Source organism: Nostoc sp. DedQUE02, assembly GCF_034531035.1.
In the GTDB taxonomy this organism is placed as follows: domain Bacteria; phylum Cyanobacteriota; class Cyanobacteriia; order Cyanobacteriales; family Nostocaceae; genus Nostoc.
This window is the reverse complement of sequence record NZ_JAVRBY020000058.1, coordinates 1-19,254: the sequence shown is the minus strand read 5'-3', so window position 1 is coordinate 19,254 and position 19,254 is coordinate 1. Positions and strand designations below refer to the sequence as shown.

General features: G+C 40.0%; 5 protein-coding genes. All 5 read left to right on the top strand.

Annotated features, from left to right (window positions below):
• The first annotated feature begins 1 nt into the window (after position 1).
• The 5 genes from RMX98_RS29180 (at position 2) to RMX98_RS29160 (ending at position 18,793) form a co-directional block, all read left to right on the top strand.
• Positions 2 to 3,268, top strand: a complete 3,267-nt coding sequence (locus RMX98_RS29180; protein ID WP_322679549.1) for an amino acid adenylation domain-containing protein — start codon at positions 2 to 4, stop codon at positions 3,266 to 3,268.
• A gap of 158 nt (positions 3,269 to 3,426) precedes the next feature.
• Positions 3,427 to 11,139: a non-ribosomal peptide synthetase gene (locus tag RMX98_RS29175; RefSeq protein ID WP_322679550.1), complete on the top strand. Its 7,713-nt coding sequence runs from the start codon at positions 3,427 to 3,429 to the stop codon at positions 11,137 to 11,139.
• On the top strand, positions 11,136 to 15,374 hold the full coding sequence (locus tag RMX98_RS29170; protein ID WP_322679551.1) for an amino acid adenylation domain-containing protein: 4,239 nt from the start codon (positions 11,136 to 11,138) through the stop codon (positions 15,372 to 15,374). The genes RMX98_RS29175 and RMX98_RS29170 overlap by 4 nt, the downstream gene beginning before the upstream one ends.
• A gap of 84 nt (positions 15,375 to 15,458) precedes the next feature.
• Positions 15,459 to 16,637: a 2-benzylmalate synthase HphA gene (gene hphA / locus RMX98_RS29165; protein ID WP_322679552.1), complete on the top strand. Its 1,179-nt coding sequence runs from the start codon at positions 15,459 to 15,461 to the stop codon at positions 16,635 to 16,637.
• Positions 16,638 to 16,765: 128 nt separating this feature from the next.
• A complete protein-coding gene (locus RMX98_RS29160; RefSeq protein ID WP_322679553.1) occupies positions 16,766 to 18,793 on the top strand; it encodes an ABC transporter ATP-binding protein/permease in 2,028 nt (675 codons plus the stop codon).
• The last annotated feature ends 461 nt before the right edge of the window (positions 18,794 to 19,254 follow it).

The window sequence follows — 19,254 nt, the reverse complement described above, 5'->3', positions numbered from 1 at the left end:
TGTGAATGCCCAATCCCCAATTCCTAATCCCATTGTTATGAACAATATTGATGATCTTTATGAACTTTCGCCCATGCAGCAGGGGATGCTTTTTCATACCCTTTATACACCAGAATCGGAAGTTTATTTTGAGCAGTTGCTTTGCATTCTCCAAGGAGAATTAAATTTTTCTGCCTTTGAGCAAGCTTGGCAGCAAGTTGTGGCACGACACCCAGTTTTACGCAGTTCTTTTTATTGGGAAGAGATAGAAAAGCCCTTACAAATGGTGAGTAAGCAAGTGGATCTGCCGTGGGAGGAATTGGACTGGCGGAATTTCACACCGGATGAACAACAACAGCATCTAGAGGATTTTTTGAAATGCGATCGCCAAAAACCATTTGATCTATCTCAAGCTCCTCTGATGCGCTTCACCGTCATCCGCCTAGAGGATTATATTTACCAATTTATTTGGAGCCATCATCATATTCTCTTTGATGGTTGGTCAATGCAGATTATCCTCAAAGAAGTTTTAGCTTTTTATGAAGCACATCAGCGAGGCGAACATTTACGCCTGATACCTTCTCGTCCTTACTCTGAATATATTAATTGGTTACAGCAACAGGAGCTTACTCAAGCAAAAAACTTTTGGCAACAAACCCTCCAGGGATTTGAAAATCCTACATCTTTAATCGGGAACAGGGAACAAGAACAAGGAATATATCATGAACAAACTTTTCAATTATCTCAAACGGTAACTGAGAAATTGCAATATGTAGCTCGACAGCATCATTTAACTCTGAATAATTTGGTGCAAGGAGCTTATGCGCTGCTGCTTTACCGCTATAGTTCGACTTCGCTCACTATAAACAGTGGGGAAAGTGATGTGGTCTTTGGTGCAACCGTATCCGGTCGTCCACCAACGCTTGCGGGAGTGGATTCGATGGTGGGATTACTAATAAATACGCTTCCCATACGGGTACAAGTTAGTGGAAAAGCGGAATTATTACCCTGGCTCAAGCAATTACAAAAGCAAGCATTTGAACAGGAACAGTATGCTTATTATTCTCTAGCAGAAATTCAGCAATTGAGTGATATTCCCCCAGGAATGCCTTTGTTCGAGAGTCTTTTAGTGTTTGAAAATTATCCGCTAGATTCTGCCGAACAGAAAAGCCAAAAAACTTTAGAAATTAGTCATCTTCGTTGTTTTGAACGCACGAATTATCCGCTAACGGTGGTGGTTAATCCTGCATCCCAATTGTCTGGAAGGATTGTCTATGATACCAATCGTTTTGATCAAGAGACAATTGTCCGAATGATTGGACATTTCCAAACATTGCTGACAGGAATGGCAACTAATTTACAACAATATATTTCCCAATTATCTCTGCTCAGTGCCGCCGAACAGGAAGAATTAATTCTTCAAGAAAATAGTCAAAATATAAATTATATTCATTACAAATGTATTCATAGTTTATTTGAAGAACAGGTAGAAAAAACTCCTGATGCAGTAGCACTTGTATATGAAAAACAACATTTAACTTATCGGGAGTTGAATAACCGGGCCAATCAATTAGCCCATTATTTACAAGCTTTGGGAGTTAAACCCGAAGTACGCGTGGGAATTTGTGTAGAGCGATCGCTTTTAATGGTAATAGGAATGCTGGCTATCCTCAAAGCGGGTGGGGCATACATTCCGCTAGATCCAGCTTATCCAACAGATCGGCTGGCGTTTATGCTAGAAGATGTACAGACATCGATTTTACTAACGCAAACTCATTTGTGCGATCGCATCCCAATCCATAATCAAACTGTAGTGAATCTTGACTCAGATTGGGAAATAATTGCTCAACACAAAAAAGAAAATTTGCTCAGTAAAGTTAATCCAGAAAACTTAGCTTATATCATTTATACCTCTGGCTCAACGGGAATACCAAAGGGAACAGAAGTTACCCATCGTAGCATTATTGGTTTTATGTTTGGGGTTGATTATATTCACCTTGATGCAAAACAAATTTGGCTACAACATTCATCTATTTCTTGGGATGCACTAACCCTAGAACTTTGGACACCCTTGCTTTATGGTGGGCGTTGTGTGCTTTACCCAGACAAAATTCCCACACCTGAAAAATTAAACCACATTATCCAAGAACAAGGAGTTAACACCCTATTTCTGACTACAGCCCTATTCAATCTCATGATTGATACAATGCCACAAGGGTTGTCAGGGGTGAAACAACTGCTGTTTGGGGGAGAATCTGTTTCTGTACCTCATGTTCATCGCGCTTTAAAACTACTACCGAGAACGCAATTAATTAATGGCTATGGCCCTTCAGAATGTACAGTTTTTACCTGTTGTTACCCAATTCCTCAACAAGAACACCATTCAATTCCTATTGGAAAACCCATCGGTGATAGACAAGTTTACCTACTAGATAAAGATTTACATAGAGTTCCACTTGGCGTTCCTGGAGAACTTTATGTGGGTGGGGCAAGTGTTGCTAGAGGTTACTTAAATCAACCTACATTAACCAGTGAAAAATTTATTCCTAACCCTTTTGTTGAGGGAGATACGCTTTACAAAACCGGAGATTTAATCCGCCGTCTTCCTGATGGAAATCTGGAATTTATTGGTCGAATTGATACACAGGTGAAAATTCGCGGTTTCCGCATTGAATTAGGAGAAATTGAGGTAGTTCTAATTCAACACCCTGAGATCAAACAAGTTGTAGTTATGGCACGAGAAAATGAAACTGGAAACAAGTATTTAGTTGCCTATCTCGTTGCCAAAGATAATCCACCAAATCCTAGCAGTTTGCGAAATTTCCTCAAAACAAAGTTACCTGACTACATGATTCCTGCTGCTTTCGTGTTTCTAGAGGTATTCCCCCTCACGCCTAATGGTAAAATCAATCGCCGTGCTTTGCCCACTCCAAATGTTGAGCAAAGAAATCTAGAGGTTGATTTCGTTGCTCCTCGCACGCCCACGGAACAAGAATTAGTCACGATTTGGGTTGAAGTTCTCAAAGTCAAACAGGTTGGAATTCACGATAATTTTTTCGATTTGGGGGGACATTCTTTATTGGCTACACAAGTGATTTCTCGGTTAAGAGAAGCTTTTTGTTTAGATTTTTCTCTGCGTTATTTGTTTGAGAATCCGACTATTGCTGAACTTGCTGAAAAAGTGATTACTCAACAGATTGAACAAGCAGATAATGATGCCATAGAACAGATTTTAGGGGAAGTGGATCTGTTAGGAGAGGAAGAGTTGAGGCAGCAATTACTTTTATAAGTTTTGAAACGCAAAGGAACGCGGAGTAAACGCAAAGTTACGCAGAGTGTTTTTAGAGAAAATTACTTATAAATTAATGGAATGTTTTATTTTTTTCTCTCTCTGTGTTCTCTGTGTCTCTGTGGTTCGATAAAAACTAATTTTCAAAAATAATTATTATGAGCGATATACTAAAACGTCTAGAAGCCCTTGCCCCAGAAAAGCGAGAATTAGTCCTCCAGAAACTGAAAAAGCAACAGCAATCTCCACTTATAAAACCCGTATCAAGGGAGCAACCTCTTCCTCTGTCGTTTGCTCAAAAAAGACTCTGGTTTATCGACAAACTAGAAGGCGAAAATTGTGTTTATAATGTCCCGTTTTTCTGGCAGATTAATGGATTTATTAATCTAACTGCTTTAGAACAAGCTATTAAAGAAGTTGTCCAACGTCATGAAGTGCTACGTACCACTTTCTCTGTTGTCGATGAGTCACCGATACAAGTAATTCATGCTCATTTTCAACTGACAATGGAAGTGTTAGATTGGCGACAATTGACTGAAGAAAATCAGTTAAGTAAAGCCACGCAGTTAGCGACAGCAGAATTGCAACAGCCCTTTGATTTATCAAAAGCACCTCTACTGCGAGTAAAGTTGTTGCAATTGAGTGACCAATCTTATTTACTGTTGCTCGTCATTCATCATATCGTTTGTGATGGCTGGTCAATGGACATATTTCGCCGTGAATTGTTCAGCCTTTATACCGCATTTTGCGCCGGAAAATCTTCTCCCTTAACTGAATTACCGCTACAGTATGCCGATTTCGCCCATTGGCAAAGACAATGGCTACAAGGAAAGGTACTCGAAACCCAACTCAATTACTGGCAAAAACAATTAGCCGCAGCCCCGCCTCTGTTAGAATTGCCCACAGATAAAACCCGCCCATCAATTCAAAGTTTCAGAGGGCGTAGCGAGTTTTTGGAACTCAATCAGGATTTAACACAGAAGTTAAAGCGTTTGAGTCAGGAGTCAGGAACTACTCTGTTTATGACTTTACTTGCAGCATTTACGCTGTTACTTTCGCGCTACAGTGGTCAAGAGGATATTGTTGTTGGTTCTGCGATCGCTAATCGCAATCGTCGGGAAACAGAACCATTAATTGGTTTTTTTGTCAATACCTTAGCTTTACGTACCAATCTGCAAGGGAATCCAACTTTCTTAGAATTACTTGAACGAGTCAAGCAAGTAACTCTAGATGCCTATGATCATCAAGATTTACCCTTTGAGAAACTGGTTGAGGAACTCGGCTTAGAGCGATCGCTTTCTCATCATCCCCTATTTCAAGTGGCGTTTGGGTTACAAAATGAAACCCAGCAGCAACTAGAAACCAATGGATTAACCTTTACCCGTTTCACATGGGAAAATACTACAACTCTGTTTGATTTGTCGCTGATTTTTCGAGAAACGTCCCAAGGACTAACAGGAGAATGGGAATATGCAAGCGATTTGTTTGCAGCGAAAACTATCCAAAAGATGGCGGGGCATTTTGCAGTTTTACTTAAAGGAATTGTTGATCATCCTCAACAAAACATTAATAATTTGCCATTGATTGCAGAAAACGAACGTCAGCAATTGCAAATTTGGAATCAAACTCAAACTGATTATCCCCTCAATCAAACTTTGGTTGAACTGTTTGAAACTCAAGTAGCCAAAAACCCTAATAATCTTGCTTTGGTGTTTGAATCCCAAACCCTAACTTATCAACAACTTAATCAAAAAGCTAACCAACTCGCTCATTATTTAATTCAAAATTACCAAATTCAGCCAGATACCTTAATTGGGATCTGCGTTGAACGGTCTTTAGAAATGATTATTGGTGTACTCGGTATCCTCAAAGCTGGTGGAGCTTATGTGCCGATTGATCCCAATTATCCCAAAGAACGGATTGAGTTCATGCTAGAAGATTCTGGGACATCGATATTGCTGACCCAAAGTTTTTTATTAGAGCAATTACCTTTAGCTCAACTCAAACCTCAGCTCATTTGTTTAGATGGAGAAACTTTTGCTTCGGCATTAACAGATAATCCCAATCTTCAAAGTAACCCTGATAATTTAGCTTATATAATTTATACTTCTGGTTCAACAGGACAACCTAAAGGGGTGATGATTGAGCATCGCGCAATTGTCAACTTGAGTTTAGCCTGGGCTGAAACTTTCCAAGTTAAACACTACAGTCGTTGGCTTCAGTTTGGGTCTTTTAGTTTCGATTTGTCTATTGGTGAAATTGCCACTGCTTTATCCGCAGGTGCTTGTTTGTATTTAGCCAAGAAAGAAACTTTATTACCTAGTCAAACTTTAGTTGACTTATTGTGCGATCGCAAAATTTCCCATTTGACGCTACCTCCTTCCGCCTTATCTGTATTACCTCCAGCCTCATTACCTGATTTGCAAGCCGTAATCGTTGGTGGTGAAGCTTGTGCAGCCGAGTTGGTGGCACAGTGGGGAACAAAACGACGTTTTTTCAACTGCTATGGCCCGACGGAATCGACGGTTATCGCCAGTATCTCTAGTTGTGAACCCAATGGGAAAAAACCCTCTATTGGTCAACCGTTATCTAATATCCGCATTTACATATTAGATAGTCACAATCAACCGTTACCCCCTGGCATTCCTGGAGAATTGTGCATTGCGGGAGTCGGTTTGGCACGAGGCTATTTGAATCGTCCTGAAACTACTGCCGAAAGATTCATTGAAGTTGAATTATTTGGCAAAACTGAGCGAATTTACAAAACTGGCGACCTGGCAAGATGGAAAGATGATGGCAACCTTGAGTATCTAAACCGCATTGATGCTCAAGTTAAATTACGGGGCTTTCGGATTGAACTTGGTGAAATTGAATCGCTATTATTACAACACCCTTTAGTTAAAGAAGCGGTTCTTATTTTAGATGAAACTGATAATAATTCCAGGTTAGTAGCATATCTCACGGCAGCAGAAAAATCTGTAAACTTAGGTGGTAAACTCAAAGATTACCTGAAAATTCGCTTGCCGAATTATATGCTTCCTAGCCAAATTATGGTATTAGATCGGTTGCCCCTTACCCCTAACGGTAAACTAGATCGTAGAGCATTACCAGCACCAAATACAGCCACTTCTAGTAACTTGGAAATGCCAGTAACACCAACTGAAGAATTGTTGACTACCTTATGGCAAACCCTCCTGAAAGTAAAGTCTGTTGGTCGTCTTGATAACTTCTTTGAATTGGGCGGACATTCATTATTAGCAACCCAATTAGTTGCCCGTATTCGTGATACTTTTGGCGTAGAAATACCTGTCCGCAAAATATTTGAGCAGAGCATTTTGTCGGAGTTGGCAACAGAAATTGACAAAGCATCTGCAAGTGTTGCTTTACCTGCCATCACACCACAAGCTGAAAATGCTCCTAAAACTTTGTCCTTTGCTCAATCAAGACTCTGGTTTTTAGCCGAACTTGAAGGCACTGGAACTTCCGGTACTTACAATATGTCAACGGCACTACAACTTGAAGGCAAGTTGAATCTAGAAGCGTTGCGTGCAAGTTTTAATTATCTCCTCGATCGCCATACCATTCTACGTACTTATTTCCCCGCACTCGAAGGAGAAGCGCAAGTAGTTATCCAAAACCCAGAGGATATAGAAGTACTGACAATTGCAGATTTACAGTCACTCGATCCTCAAATCCAAGCAGAAACCGTACAACGGTTATCAGATACCCATGCCCAAGAACCCTTTGACTTAAATACTGGCCCACTATTCAAAGTAAAACTGCTGCAACTTAGCGAACAAAAAAATGTGTTGCTGATTAATATGCACCACATTATTAGTGATGGCTGGTCAATGGGAGTATTTAAACGCGAATGGGAACAGGCTTATTCTGCTTTTGCTGCGGGGTATACTCCGAACTTGTCACCGTTGCCGATTCAGTATAGCGATTATGCAGCTTGGCAGCGCAGTTGGTTACAAGGGGAGATTTTAGAAACTCAGGAAAATTACTGGAAACAACAACTAGGCGATGCTCCCCGATTGCTAGATTTGCCTACCGATTATCCCCGTCCAGCGCAACAAAGTTATCAAGGTGGGCGTGAAGAATGTTGTTTGAGCCTGGAACTAACTCAGAAACTTAAAATCTTGAGTCAAAAACACGGCGTTAGTTTGTTTATGACGCTGTTGACAGCTTTTAGTATTTTGCTATCGCGTTACAGCCGTCAAGAGGATTTATGTATTGGTTCTGCGATCGCAAACCGTACCCATAGCAACACAGAACCATTAATCGGCTTTTTTGTCAATACCTTAGTATTGCGGAGCAAAATCAAACCAGAGAAAAGTTTTAGTGAGTTACTCCCACAAACCCGCCAAACTTGCTTAGATGCCTACGCCCATCAAGATATTCCCTTTGAGTATTTGGTAGAACAGTTACAACCAGAACGCAGTCTGAGCCATAATCCCTTATTTCAAGTGATGATGGTGTTGCAAAATACTCAAGAAGCGGGGAAAAAGGTTAGTTTACCAGGTCTTGATATTCAATATTTAGATCAAAGTTTACCATTTTCCAAGTTTGACCTAACACTGGATTTTTGCGAAAGGGGCGACCAACTCCATTGTATGTGGGAGTATGCCACAGATTTATTTGCAGCAGAAACAATTCAACGGATGGCGGGACATTTGGAAGTCTTGCTGGAAGCGATCGCTCAAAATCCCCAACAGGCGATCGGTAAACTACCTTTAATCACAACCGCAGAAATTCAACAACTGCAAGTTTGGAATCAAACCGATATTAATTATCCCAAAAACCAGACTTTGGTGAGTCTGTTTGAAGAACAGGTAGCAAAAACACCCGATAACATTGCGGTGGTATTTGAAGATCAAAGCCTGAGTTATCAAGAACTCAACCAAAAAGCCAATCAGCTAGCGCATTATTTATTGGAACTCAAAAAAGAGCAACAATTACCAGATAATCCCTTAATTGCGATTTGCGTGGAGCGATCGCAATCAATGCTCATTGGTATTTTTGCTATTCTCAAAGCGGGTGGTGCTTATGTGCCGATTGATCCGAGTTATCCTCAAGAACGCATTCATTTAATGCTCGAAGATAGTAATGCTTGTGTATTACTAACAACAAACCCCATCAAAAAGCAACTTCCGCTAGAAAAACTAAAAAACCCCTGTCAAGTAGTATTTCTAGAGAAAGAAACATGGGCTAATCAGCCAACAAATAATCTCAACTTACAAAGTAGCCCTGATGATTTAGCTTATGTAATTTATACTTCTGGTTCTACAGGAAGGCCAAAAGGTGTAGCAGTTTGTCACTCTTCACTAACGAATTTCTTATATTCAATGAAGGAAAAGCCTGGAATAGCTGCATCCGATACTCTTCTGGCTATCACCACTATATCCTTTGATATTGCTGCACTAGAAATTTATTTACCTCTAATAGTAGGAGCCAAAATTGTTCTAGTCAGTCGTGAAATTGCTTCTGACAGTATACAGTTATCAGAACAATTGCTTAATGGTATCACTTTCCTGCAAGCGACTCCAGCGACTTGGCGCATATTATTAGCCGCCGGATGGAAAGGTTCAACACAACTAAAAATCCTCTGCGGCGGTGAGGCTTTAACCTGGGAACTTGCTAATCAACTACTAGAAAGAAGTGCTGAACTATGGAATCTTTATGGCCCGACAGAAACCACTATTTGGTCAGATATTTATCAGATAAATAATTTTGAGAGAAAAAACTATTTTCAAGGTGCTGTGGTATCTATCGGGAAGCCCATTGCTAACACCCGGATTTATATTCTAGACAGTTATAACCAACCCCTTCCTCCTGGTATTCCTGGGGAACTCTGCATTGCAGGTGCGGGTTTAGCACAGGGTTATTTGAATCGTCCCGATTTGAGTGCTGAAAAATTCATTGACCTCAATCTCTTCAACCAAACTGAGCGGATTTATAAAACTGGCGATTTAGCTCGTTGGCTACCTGACGGCAATTTGCAATATTTAGGTCGCATCGATCGCCAGGTCAAACTTCGTGGTTTCCGCATTGAATTAGGTGAGATTGAAGCATCATTACTCAAACACCCAAAAATTCAAGAAGCAGTTGTCATTATCCGAGAGGACAGTGATTTCGATCAACGTCTAGTAGCATACATTGTCCCAACAGGAACAGAAGATAAAGACCTTCAAGGTGAACAGGTGGAATTATGGCAACAAGTTTTCAATGATGCTTACCATCAATCACAAGATCCAGAAGATGACCCAACCCTGAATTTGGCTAGTTGGAATGATAGCTATACAGGAAAACCTTATGCCAAACTTGTGATGCAAGAATGGCGAGATAAAACTGTTGACCAAATTTTAGAACTTGCACCAAAACGCGTCTGGGAAATCGGTTGTGGAGCAGGGATGTTATTGTTGAAAATTGCTCCCCATTGTCAAAAGTACCTGGGTACAGATATTGCAGCAGCAGGCTTGCATTATATTGAACAACATCTTCAACAGCAATCTCTCAAAGAAAAAGTTACTTTAAAACAAAGTGCAGCTAACCAATTTAACAGCATTGAGAGAAATAATTATGACCTAGTAATGCTCAATTCTGTTATTCAATATTTTCCTTCTTTAGATTACTTGTTAGAAGTTATCGGTGGTGCTGTTAGTGCTGTGAGTAATCAAGGAAAAATATTCATTGGGGATGTGCGAAATCTCCATTTCTTAGAAGCTTTCCACACCGCAGTAGAGTTTTATAGCGCCCCTAATGAATTATTAATTAAAGACTTGCGTCAACAGATTCAAAAAAGTATCCGCACCGAAGGAGAATTACTGATTGATCCTAATTTATTTATCGCTTTAAAACAACGATTTCCTCGGATTAGTCATGTACAAATTCAATTAAAACGAGGCTATGGTCAGACGGAAATGAACCGTTTTCGTTATGACGTTGTTTTACATTTGGATCAAACAGATACTCCCGTCGAGGAACCTGAATGGTTAGATTGGCAAACTGAGGAACTCAATTTAAAAACAATCGAGAGAATTTTAACTACTCAGCAACCCGATTTTCTAGGTATTAAGAATATTCCGAATGCACGTCTAACTTCAGAAATGCTATTGTTAGAAAAAATTAGTCAATTGGATGGTACTATTTCAGACTTAAAAGCCGCAGTTGCCGAAGTCAGATCAGGGATAGAACCCGAAGAATTCCGAAATGTAGTACGAGATTTGCCCTATACGCCTTTTATCCAATATAACCCCACAGAATTTTCTGATTACGATGTTGTTTTTCAACGGAATATTCCTGGACAGGTAACACTACCACGATTTAATCAAGGGGAAAATTTGCGGTTGAAACCTTGGCAGCATTATGCCAACCAACCGTTACAATATCGCACCAATCAAGTTGATCCAGCGTTATTAGAAGAATGGCGAGATAGTCTGGAAAAAACTCTTCCAGATTATATGATTCCTAGCCATTTTATTGTTTTAGAAAAACTACCACTAACACCAAATGGAAAAGTATACCGTAAAGCTTTACCTGCACCAAATTCAACCGTTTCATCAACAGAGATTGAATTGCCTGTAACAGCGACCGAAAAATTGCTTGCCGAATTGTGGGCGAAGCTGCTTAAATTTGAAGCGATTGCTCGTCATGATAACTTCTTCAAGTTGGGAGGACATTCTCTATTAGCCACCCAAATGTGCTACAGCATCCGCGACACTTTTAAAGTAGAACTGCCACTGCGTCAAGTATTTGAGTCTCCTATCCTCAGCGAATTGGCAAATTATATAGATAGCTGCATTTGGATTAATTTCTCTACAGCAGATATACAACCTTTAAACTCAGACGAAGAGGAAATTGAACTATGACTATGACACAAAATCAGCAAATAGTTTCTTTAATGCTTCGTTTGCAGAACATAGGCTGCAAAATTTGGGCTGAAGATGATAAGTTACGGCTTCGTACTAGTAAAAACGCCTTAACTTCTGAACTCAAGCAAGAAATTCAAGCCAACAAAGCAGATATATTGGCGTTCTTAAATTCTGCCAAAGCCGGATCTGTGATGGCAGAGGAAATTCCAACTTTACCAGATGATGTCCCCAAACCGCTTTCCTTTGCTCAACAACGCCTCTGGCTGTTAGCGCAACTTCAAGGGCCATCAGCTAGTTATAATATGCCGATCGCTTTACAACTGGATGGAAACCTCAATATTGATGCTTTGCATTCTAGTTTGGCTTATCTGCTTAATCGGCATGACAGTCTGAGAATGTATTTTCCCACAGTGGCGGGACAACCCCAGGTTGCACTCTGTAATTTAGACGACATCGAAGTTTTAACTGTACAAAACTGGCAAGAACAGGAGGCAGGGGGAGAAGAAATAGTATCAATATTTCCTTCATCTCCCCACTCCCCAAACCTCCAGCGTTTTATCGATGGTTATATTCAAGAACCGTTTGACTTAAATACTGGCCCTTTGTTTAAAGCAAAACTGCTGCAACTCAAGGATCAGAAATACGTGCTACTGATCAATATGCACCACATTATTAGCGACGGCTGGTCAATGGGGGTGTTTGTGCGTGAGTTAAGACAAGTTTATACCGCCTTTGCCCAAGGAGAAACCCCAAACCTTGCACCATTACCTATTCAATATAGTGATTACGCAAACTGGCAACGAAATTGGTTACAAGGGCAAGTATTAGAAACCCAGATCAACTACTGGAAAAATCAACTCAGCAATGCTCCCCCATTACTAGAGTTGCCTACCGATTATCCGCGCCCAGCATTGCAAAGCTACCGAGGCGATCGCGATCGCTACTCTCTATCGCCTGACTTAACTCTTGCCATCAAAACTTTCAGCCAACAGCAAGGGGCAAGTTTGTTTATGACTTTGTTGGCAGCTTTCAGTATTCTGCTTTCTCGTTACAGTCGCCAAGAAGACTTATGTATTGGTTCTCCAATCGCTAACCGCACCCACCGCCAAACAGAAGGGTTAATCGGCTTTTTTGTCAATACCTTGATCCTGCGTAACCAAATTAAGCCAGAACAAAGCTTTATCGATTTCCTGCAACAAACTCGCCAAACTTGTTTAGATGCATACTCTCATCAAGACATTCCCTTTGAGTATCTGGTAGAACAGTTGCAACCAGAACGCAGTATGAGTCATAACCCTTTATTCCAGGTCATGTTAGCACTGGAAAATAATGAAAGTCCCGACCTGAGTTTACCAGGACTAGATATTGAATGGCTCCCATTAACCTATCCGTTTGCTAAATTTGACCTAGCACTTCTAGTCATAGAATCTGATAACCAGTTAAATCTCAATTGGGAATACGCCACCGATCTCTTTGAGAAGAATACTATACAAAGGATGGCGGAACAGTTTGAAGTTTTGCTCAAAGGAATTGTTGATTGCCCTCAGCAACCTATCAATACTCTGCCTTTGATGACAGCGCCCGAACTTCTACAATTACAACGCTGGAATCAAACTCAAACTGATTATCCCCACGATAAAACTTTAGTTGACTTATTTGAAAAACAAGTTGATAAAAATCCTCATAATATCGCTTTAGTATTTGAATCTCAACAGTTAACTTATGAACAACTTAATCAAAAAGCTAATCAAATTGCTCATTATTTAATTCAAAATCACCAAATTAAGCCAGACACTTTAATCGGTATCTGCGTCGAACGGTCTTTGGAAATGATTATTGGTGTACTCGGTATCCTGAAAGCAGGTGCGGCTTATGTGCCAATTGATCCCAATTATCCTCAAGAACGGATTGGGTTCATGTTAGAAGATTCTGGAACATCGGTATTGCTGACCCAAAGTTTTTTATTAGAACAATTACCCCTAGCAAATCTTGAAAAATCCTGTCAGGTAATTTGTTTGGATGAAGAAACTTTTCCCGAAGCATTAAAAGAAAATCCCAGACCTCAAAGTACGCCTCATGATTTGGCTTATGTAATCTATACTTCTGGTTCGACGGGACGGCCCAAAGGGGTGATGATTGAGCATCAAGCAATTGTTAATCTAGGCTTGTCCTGGGGTAAAGCTTTTCAAGTTCAACACCACAGCCGTTTACTTCAGTTTGGTTCTTTTAGTTTTGATCTATCTATTGGTGAAATTGCAACTACCTTCGTCACTGGTGCTTGCTTGTATCTTGCTAAAAAAGAAACCTTGTTACCCAGTCAAATCTTAGTTGACTTCTTAACTCATCACAAAATTTCCCATAGCTTTTTACCTCCTTCGGCCTTATCTATCTTACCTCAAGCGAGCTTACCCGATTTAAAAACCATAGCAGTTGGTGGTGAGGCTTGTCCAGGCGAATTAGTTACTCAGTGGGGAATGGGACGGTGTTTCTTTAATTGCTACGGCCCCACGGAATCTACGGTTACTGCTGTGTTAGCACTCTGTCATCCTAATCGAAAAAAACCACCTATTGGTCAACCATTATTCAATATCCGTATCTATATATTAGATGCTCAAAATCAGCCCTTACCCCCAGGAATACCTGGAGAATTATGCATTGCTGGTGTGGGTTTGGCAAGAGGCTATCTCAACCGTCCTGATTTAACCGCCGAGAAATTTATCAAAATTGAGTTATTCGGTAAAATTGAGCGAATTTATAAAACCGGTGATTTAGCAAAATGGGGATCTGATGGAAACCTTGAATATCTGGGTCGCATAGACGAGCAGATTAAACTACGGGGTTTTAGAGTTGAACTTGGTGAAATTGAATCGATTTTGTTGCAACATCCGTCAGTTAAAGAAGCAATTGTCATCTTATATAAAACTGAGAACAACCAGAGTTTAATTGCTTATGTAACCGGAATCACAACTGATTTGTCTACCCAATTGAAAAATCATCTTAAATCCCGTCTGCCCGATTATATGATCCCTGCTCAGATCATCGTATTAAATGAGTTCCCTTTAACTCCCAATGGCAAAGTTGACCGCAAATCTTTACCTGCTCCAAATGCTGTAATTGAGGGCTTATATGAACCCCCACGCAACGAAGTCGAACAGGAATTGGCGCAAATTTGGTCTGCTATCCTCGAACATCAAGACATTGGGATTCATGATAATTTTTTCGATTTGGGCGGTCATTCTTTATTAGCAATCAAACTGCTCAATAATATTCAACAAGTCTTTGAGCAACAACTTTCTTTAAGTAGTTTATTTCAAAATCCTACTATTGCTCAACTAGCAAAACAACTTTGTAATAGTGAGGTTCAACACTCAAATTCCGATTTACTTTCACTCCAACCTCAAGGAGATGCAACCCCTCTATTTTTTCTTCCTGGCGCAAACGGATACGGGTTCTATTTTCGAGATTTAGCAATCAATTTAGGAACTGAACATCCAGTATATGGACTGGAAACTCCAGGAAGAGACGGACTTAAGCCACTCCCTAACTCAGTAGCAGCCCATGCGAGTCAACTGATTGATGTATTACGTCAACAGCAAGCTCAAGGCCCATACATACTAGCAGGATACTCTTCAGGTTGTTCCGTTGCTTTTGAAATGGTTTCTCAGCTAGAACAGCAAGGTGAAACGGTGAGTTTACTAGCTATCTTGGACGCTGGACTAGTTTCTAAGCCTGAGTATTTTACTGATAGAACAGAGCTTGATTGGATTTGGCAGTTGATTCGACGGATTGAAGCCTTAAAGGGAGTTTCTTTAGGACTGCAATACGACAATTTAGCTGCTCAACCCAATGACCAAGCCAGGTGGGAACTGGCGGCAGAGTATTTGTACCGAAATAATGTTTTACCGGAACACTCCACCCTTTCTTTACTCAAAACCAATATGAAAGTGATGAAAGTTCTAACGCTCAATTACGCAAATTATCGTCCTACTCATTCAATTGCTGCCCCCATTGCTTTATTTTGCGCTCAAGAAGTTAAGGAGATTGTTTTGCAAGAACTCCAAGCTTTTTCTGATTACGATCTACCAGATTGGGGATGGCAAAACTATACTCAAAAGCCTGTAAAGGTGATTTCTGTACCTGGAAACCACGGTCAAATGCTTTATGAACCTAACGTCAAACTATTAGCGATACAATTCCAGAGGTTGATGCTAGAGGAAGCAGAGCATAAATGAACAAAAAAAGCGGATTTTACAATCATTGACTTTTTTAAATTAGTTTGGTTTTCTTAATTTTAAATTTTGAATTGGTCTAAAATAATGGAAACTCTTCCTATCATAATTTGTGATGAAACTCTCCGGGATGGAGAACAACAAGCAGGCATTTTCTTCTCCTATCCAACTAAACGAAAACTAGCCCATTTAATTGCCCAAACTGGAGTACATAGATTATCTATGATGCCCCGTGTTCATGAGCAAGAAGAAGAGCTAGTCAAATCATTAATATCGGAGGGATTTGATAGCCTGATCGCTGCTGCTACCATGACGGGAAAGCAGTACATTGATCAAGCCAAACTGTACGGAGTTAAGCGCATCATCCTTTTCTACGGCCTTTCCGATCGCCTGCTATTTCTGCGAGATCCTCAGATCCGTTTGTTGAACGAGTTTAAAGGAAAAACCATTGATGACGATATCCCAAAAAAAGTAATCGAGAGAATTCGCCAAAACGCCATTGATTTGATTGTCGAAAATTTACACTATGCCACTACAGTTGCTGGACTCACCGTAGACTTTGCCGCCGAGGATGCCTCAAGAGCCGATTTTGACTTTTTAGTGCAATGTATCCGCTCTTTTAGCCCTTATCTCGATCATTTTATGCTTTGTGATACAGTCGGAGTCCTCAGTCCAGAAAAGAGTTACGTCTGGATTAACGACTTGCTCCAGCGTACAACTGGGGTTGCTTTCGGGGTACATTACCACAATGATATGGGCTTGGCTCTCGAAAATACTCTCCAGTCCGTCATCGCTGGAGCAACTTTAGTATCGGGTACGTTTTGCGGGATTGGGGAACGAGCCGGAAATGTTGCCATTGAGCAGGTGTTAAACGGGTTGCGAGTCCGTTTTGGAATTGAAGTTAAGGGGATTAATTATGATGCGCTTACTGCCGTGACTGATTACATTGAGCAATTAGGAGTTCGTCCAGCTGCACCTTACTCTCAAACTGCTCAACGGCACGAATCAGGTATTCATGTCAATTCTTTATTTAGCGACCCTCAAAGCTATGCTGCTTTCCCTTACAATACCATAGAGATTCTCTTCGGCAAATGGAGTGGAGTTAGTAATTTTCAATATCTATTTGAAAAACAACTGCAAAATCCTCAACCAAGGAAGCAATATGAAAAAATGTGCTCAGTGATTAAATCTCTTGCTGTTGAGCAAGAACGCTATTTTTCAGCCAAGGAGGTATTGGAATTATGGCGGAATGGAACCTTTAAATAATCGCTCTTTTTGGATATTACAAATTCCCAAAAAGAGGAATTAAATATTTGTTTTGTTTTGTCTGCTCAATATAGTAAGATACCAAAGTTATTCAGTCAGCCTCAAGAGCGTCAACTGATTTTTACAACATGCAATCTCAAACTGTACCTAATCAAACCATCAAGAATACTACTTCAGGTTTTACTCAATTTTGGGAAGATGTCAAAGCGATCGCTGGCCCTTACTGGTATCCCACAGAGTCAGAAGGAAGAGCATTTTCAGATGTGATTCGCACATGGGGAATGCTGATTCTCTTAATCTTATTAATCATCGCCCTCGTGGGCGTAACTGTTTTTAATAGCTTCGTTACTCGCGATTTACTCGATATCATCACTAAGGAAAACGATCTTTCTAAGTTTTATGATACTTTATGGCTTTATGGTGGAGCTCTCCTATTAGTAACATTTTTGGTAGGGGTTTCTAAATTTGTCAGAAAAAAAATCGCTCTTGATTGGTATCAATGGCTAAATAAACAAGTTATAGAAAAATATTTAAGTAGGCGGGCTTATTATAAAATAAATTTTAAATCTAATATTGATAACCCAGACCAACGTCTATCTCAAGAAATTGAACCGATTCCCAGAAATGCTCTCAGTTTTTCAGCTACTTTCTTAGAAAAAGTACTGGAAATGAGCGTTTTTTTAATAATTCTCTGGTTTCTTTCTAAATTGATTGCAGTTTCATTGGTTGTTTATACCATACTAGGGAATTTAATTGCAATTTACTTAGCTCAACAATTGAATAATATTAAACAAGAAGAACTCGAATTTGAAGCGGACTATACTTACAGTTTGACCCATGTTCGTAATCATGCTGAATCAATAGCTTTTTTTCAGGGAGAGAAGCAAGAATCAAATATAATTCAGCGAAGATTTAATAATATTATTAAAAGTGCTAACCGCAAGATTAATTGGGAGATAAGCCAAGATATTTTTAACAGAGGATATCAAGCGATTATCCAAATATTTCCATTCATAGTATTTGGGCCTTTACAGATTAAAGGTGAAATTGATTTTGGACAAATTAGCCAAGCTAGTTTGGCATGTAATTTGTTTGCTACTGCTATGGCAGAATTAATTAGAGAATTTGCAACATCAGGACGATTTTCTAGTTATGTCGAGCGTTTATCTGAGTTGTCTAATGCGTTAGAGTTTGTTACCAAAGAACCAGAGAAAGTAAGTACTATTAAAACAAGAGAAGAAAACTATCTTGCTTTTGAAAATGTCACCTTACAAACGCCAAACTATGAGCAGGTGATTGTTGAAAATTTGTCCCTTTCTGTCAAAGCAGGAGAAGGTTTATTGATTGTTGGCCCCAGTGGTCGAGGTAAAAGTTCTCTGTTGAGAGCGATCGCAGGCTTGTGGAATGCGGGAACTGGTCGTCTGGTGCGACCTCCCTTAGAAGAAGTGTTGTTTTTGCCCCAACGCCCTTATATAATCTTAGGAACTTTGCGCGAACAGTTACTCTACCCTAATACAACTCGTCAAATGAGCGACGCAGAACTCAAAAAAGTTTTACAACAAGTCAACTTGCAAAACTTGGTGAGTCGAGTGGATGGCTTTGATACTGAAGTTCCTTGGGAGAACATATTATCGCTAGGAGAACAACAACGCCTTGCTTTTGCACGACTATTAATTACTCATCCTAGATTCACTATCTTAGATGAAGCAACTAGTGCTTTAGATTTGAATAATGAAGGAAATTTATATCAACAGTTACAAGAGACAAAAACAACATTTATCAGTGTAGGACATAGAGAAAGTTTGTCTAATTATCATCAATGGGTTTTAGAACTATCACATGATTCAAGTTGGCAATTGATTAGTGTGCAAGATTATCGGCGACAAAAAGCAAAAGAGATTGTGATTAATCCCTCTGAAAATCCTGGAATGACAATAGATGTTTTACCCAATAATCAATCCCAAAGTCAAGTAGAAATATCGCCAGAGATTGGCACAATTGTAGGTCTTTCTCATAAGGAAATGCAGACATTAACAGACTCTAGCATTAACACCATTAGAAGCAAGGCTAGCCTTGGAAAGTCTATTACTACCAATGATGGCTTTACCTACCGCTATGACAAAGACCCGAAGGTATTGAAATGGGTAAGAGTTTAGCGATCGCTCATACTTTGTCAATTCAGAGTAAAAAAAAATGGAGTTCAAGCCGGATTGAAGATAAATACAGCAGAATTCAGAATTCAGAATTCAGTAGTAATACAACGTGAGTTCGACAAGTCCTTTTTTGACCTCTCCCCCAACCCTTCTTGGACACACAGAGGCGAACCAAAACTCTAATTTCTCGTTGCTCCCTTTCCCCGTGGGAGTGGGAGGTTGTCCGGGAGAGGTTCATCGAACTCACGTTAATACACGCTTTTTACCTGGGTAACAGACGCGAGTTTGTGTACCTCACTTTCCTTGAAATCTGCTGTATTAAGTAATATCATGTCCGGCTGATTAGTGATAATTTCCGCATCTGTGCAAAAACCTGAAAACCCTTTCTCCCCCTGCCCCCGGTCACTGAATCTCGACTCACTTCGACGCCGCTCAGTGCAAGTCGCTCGATTTCCGCGTTGGTC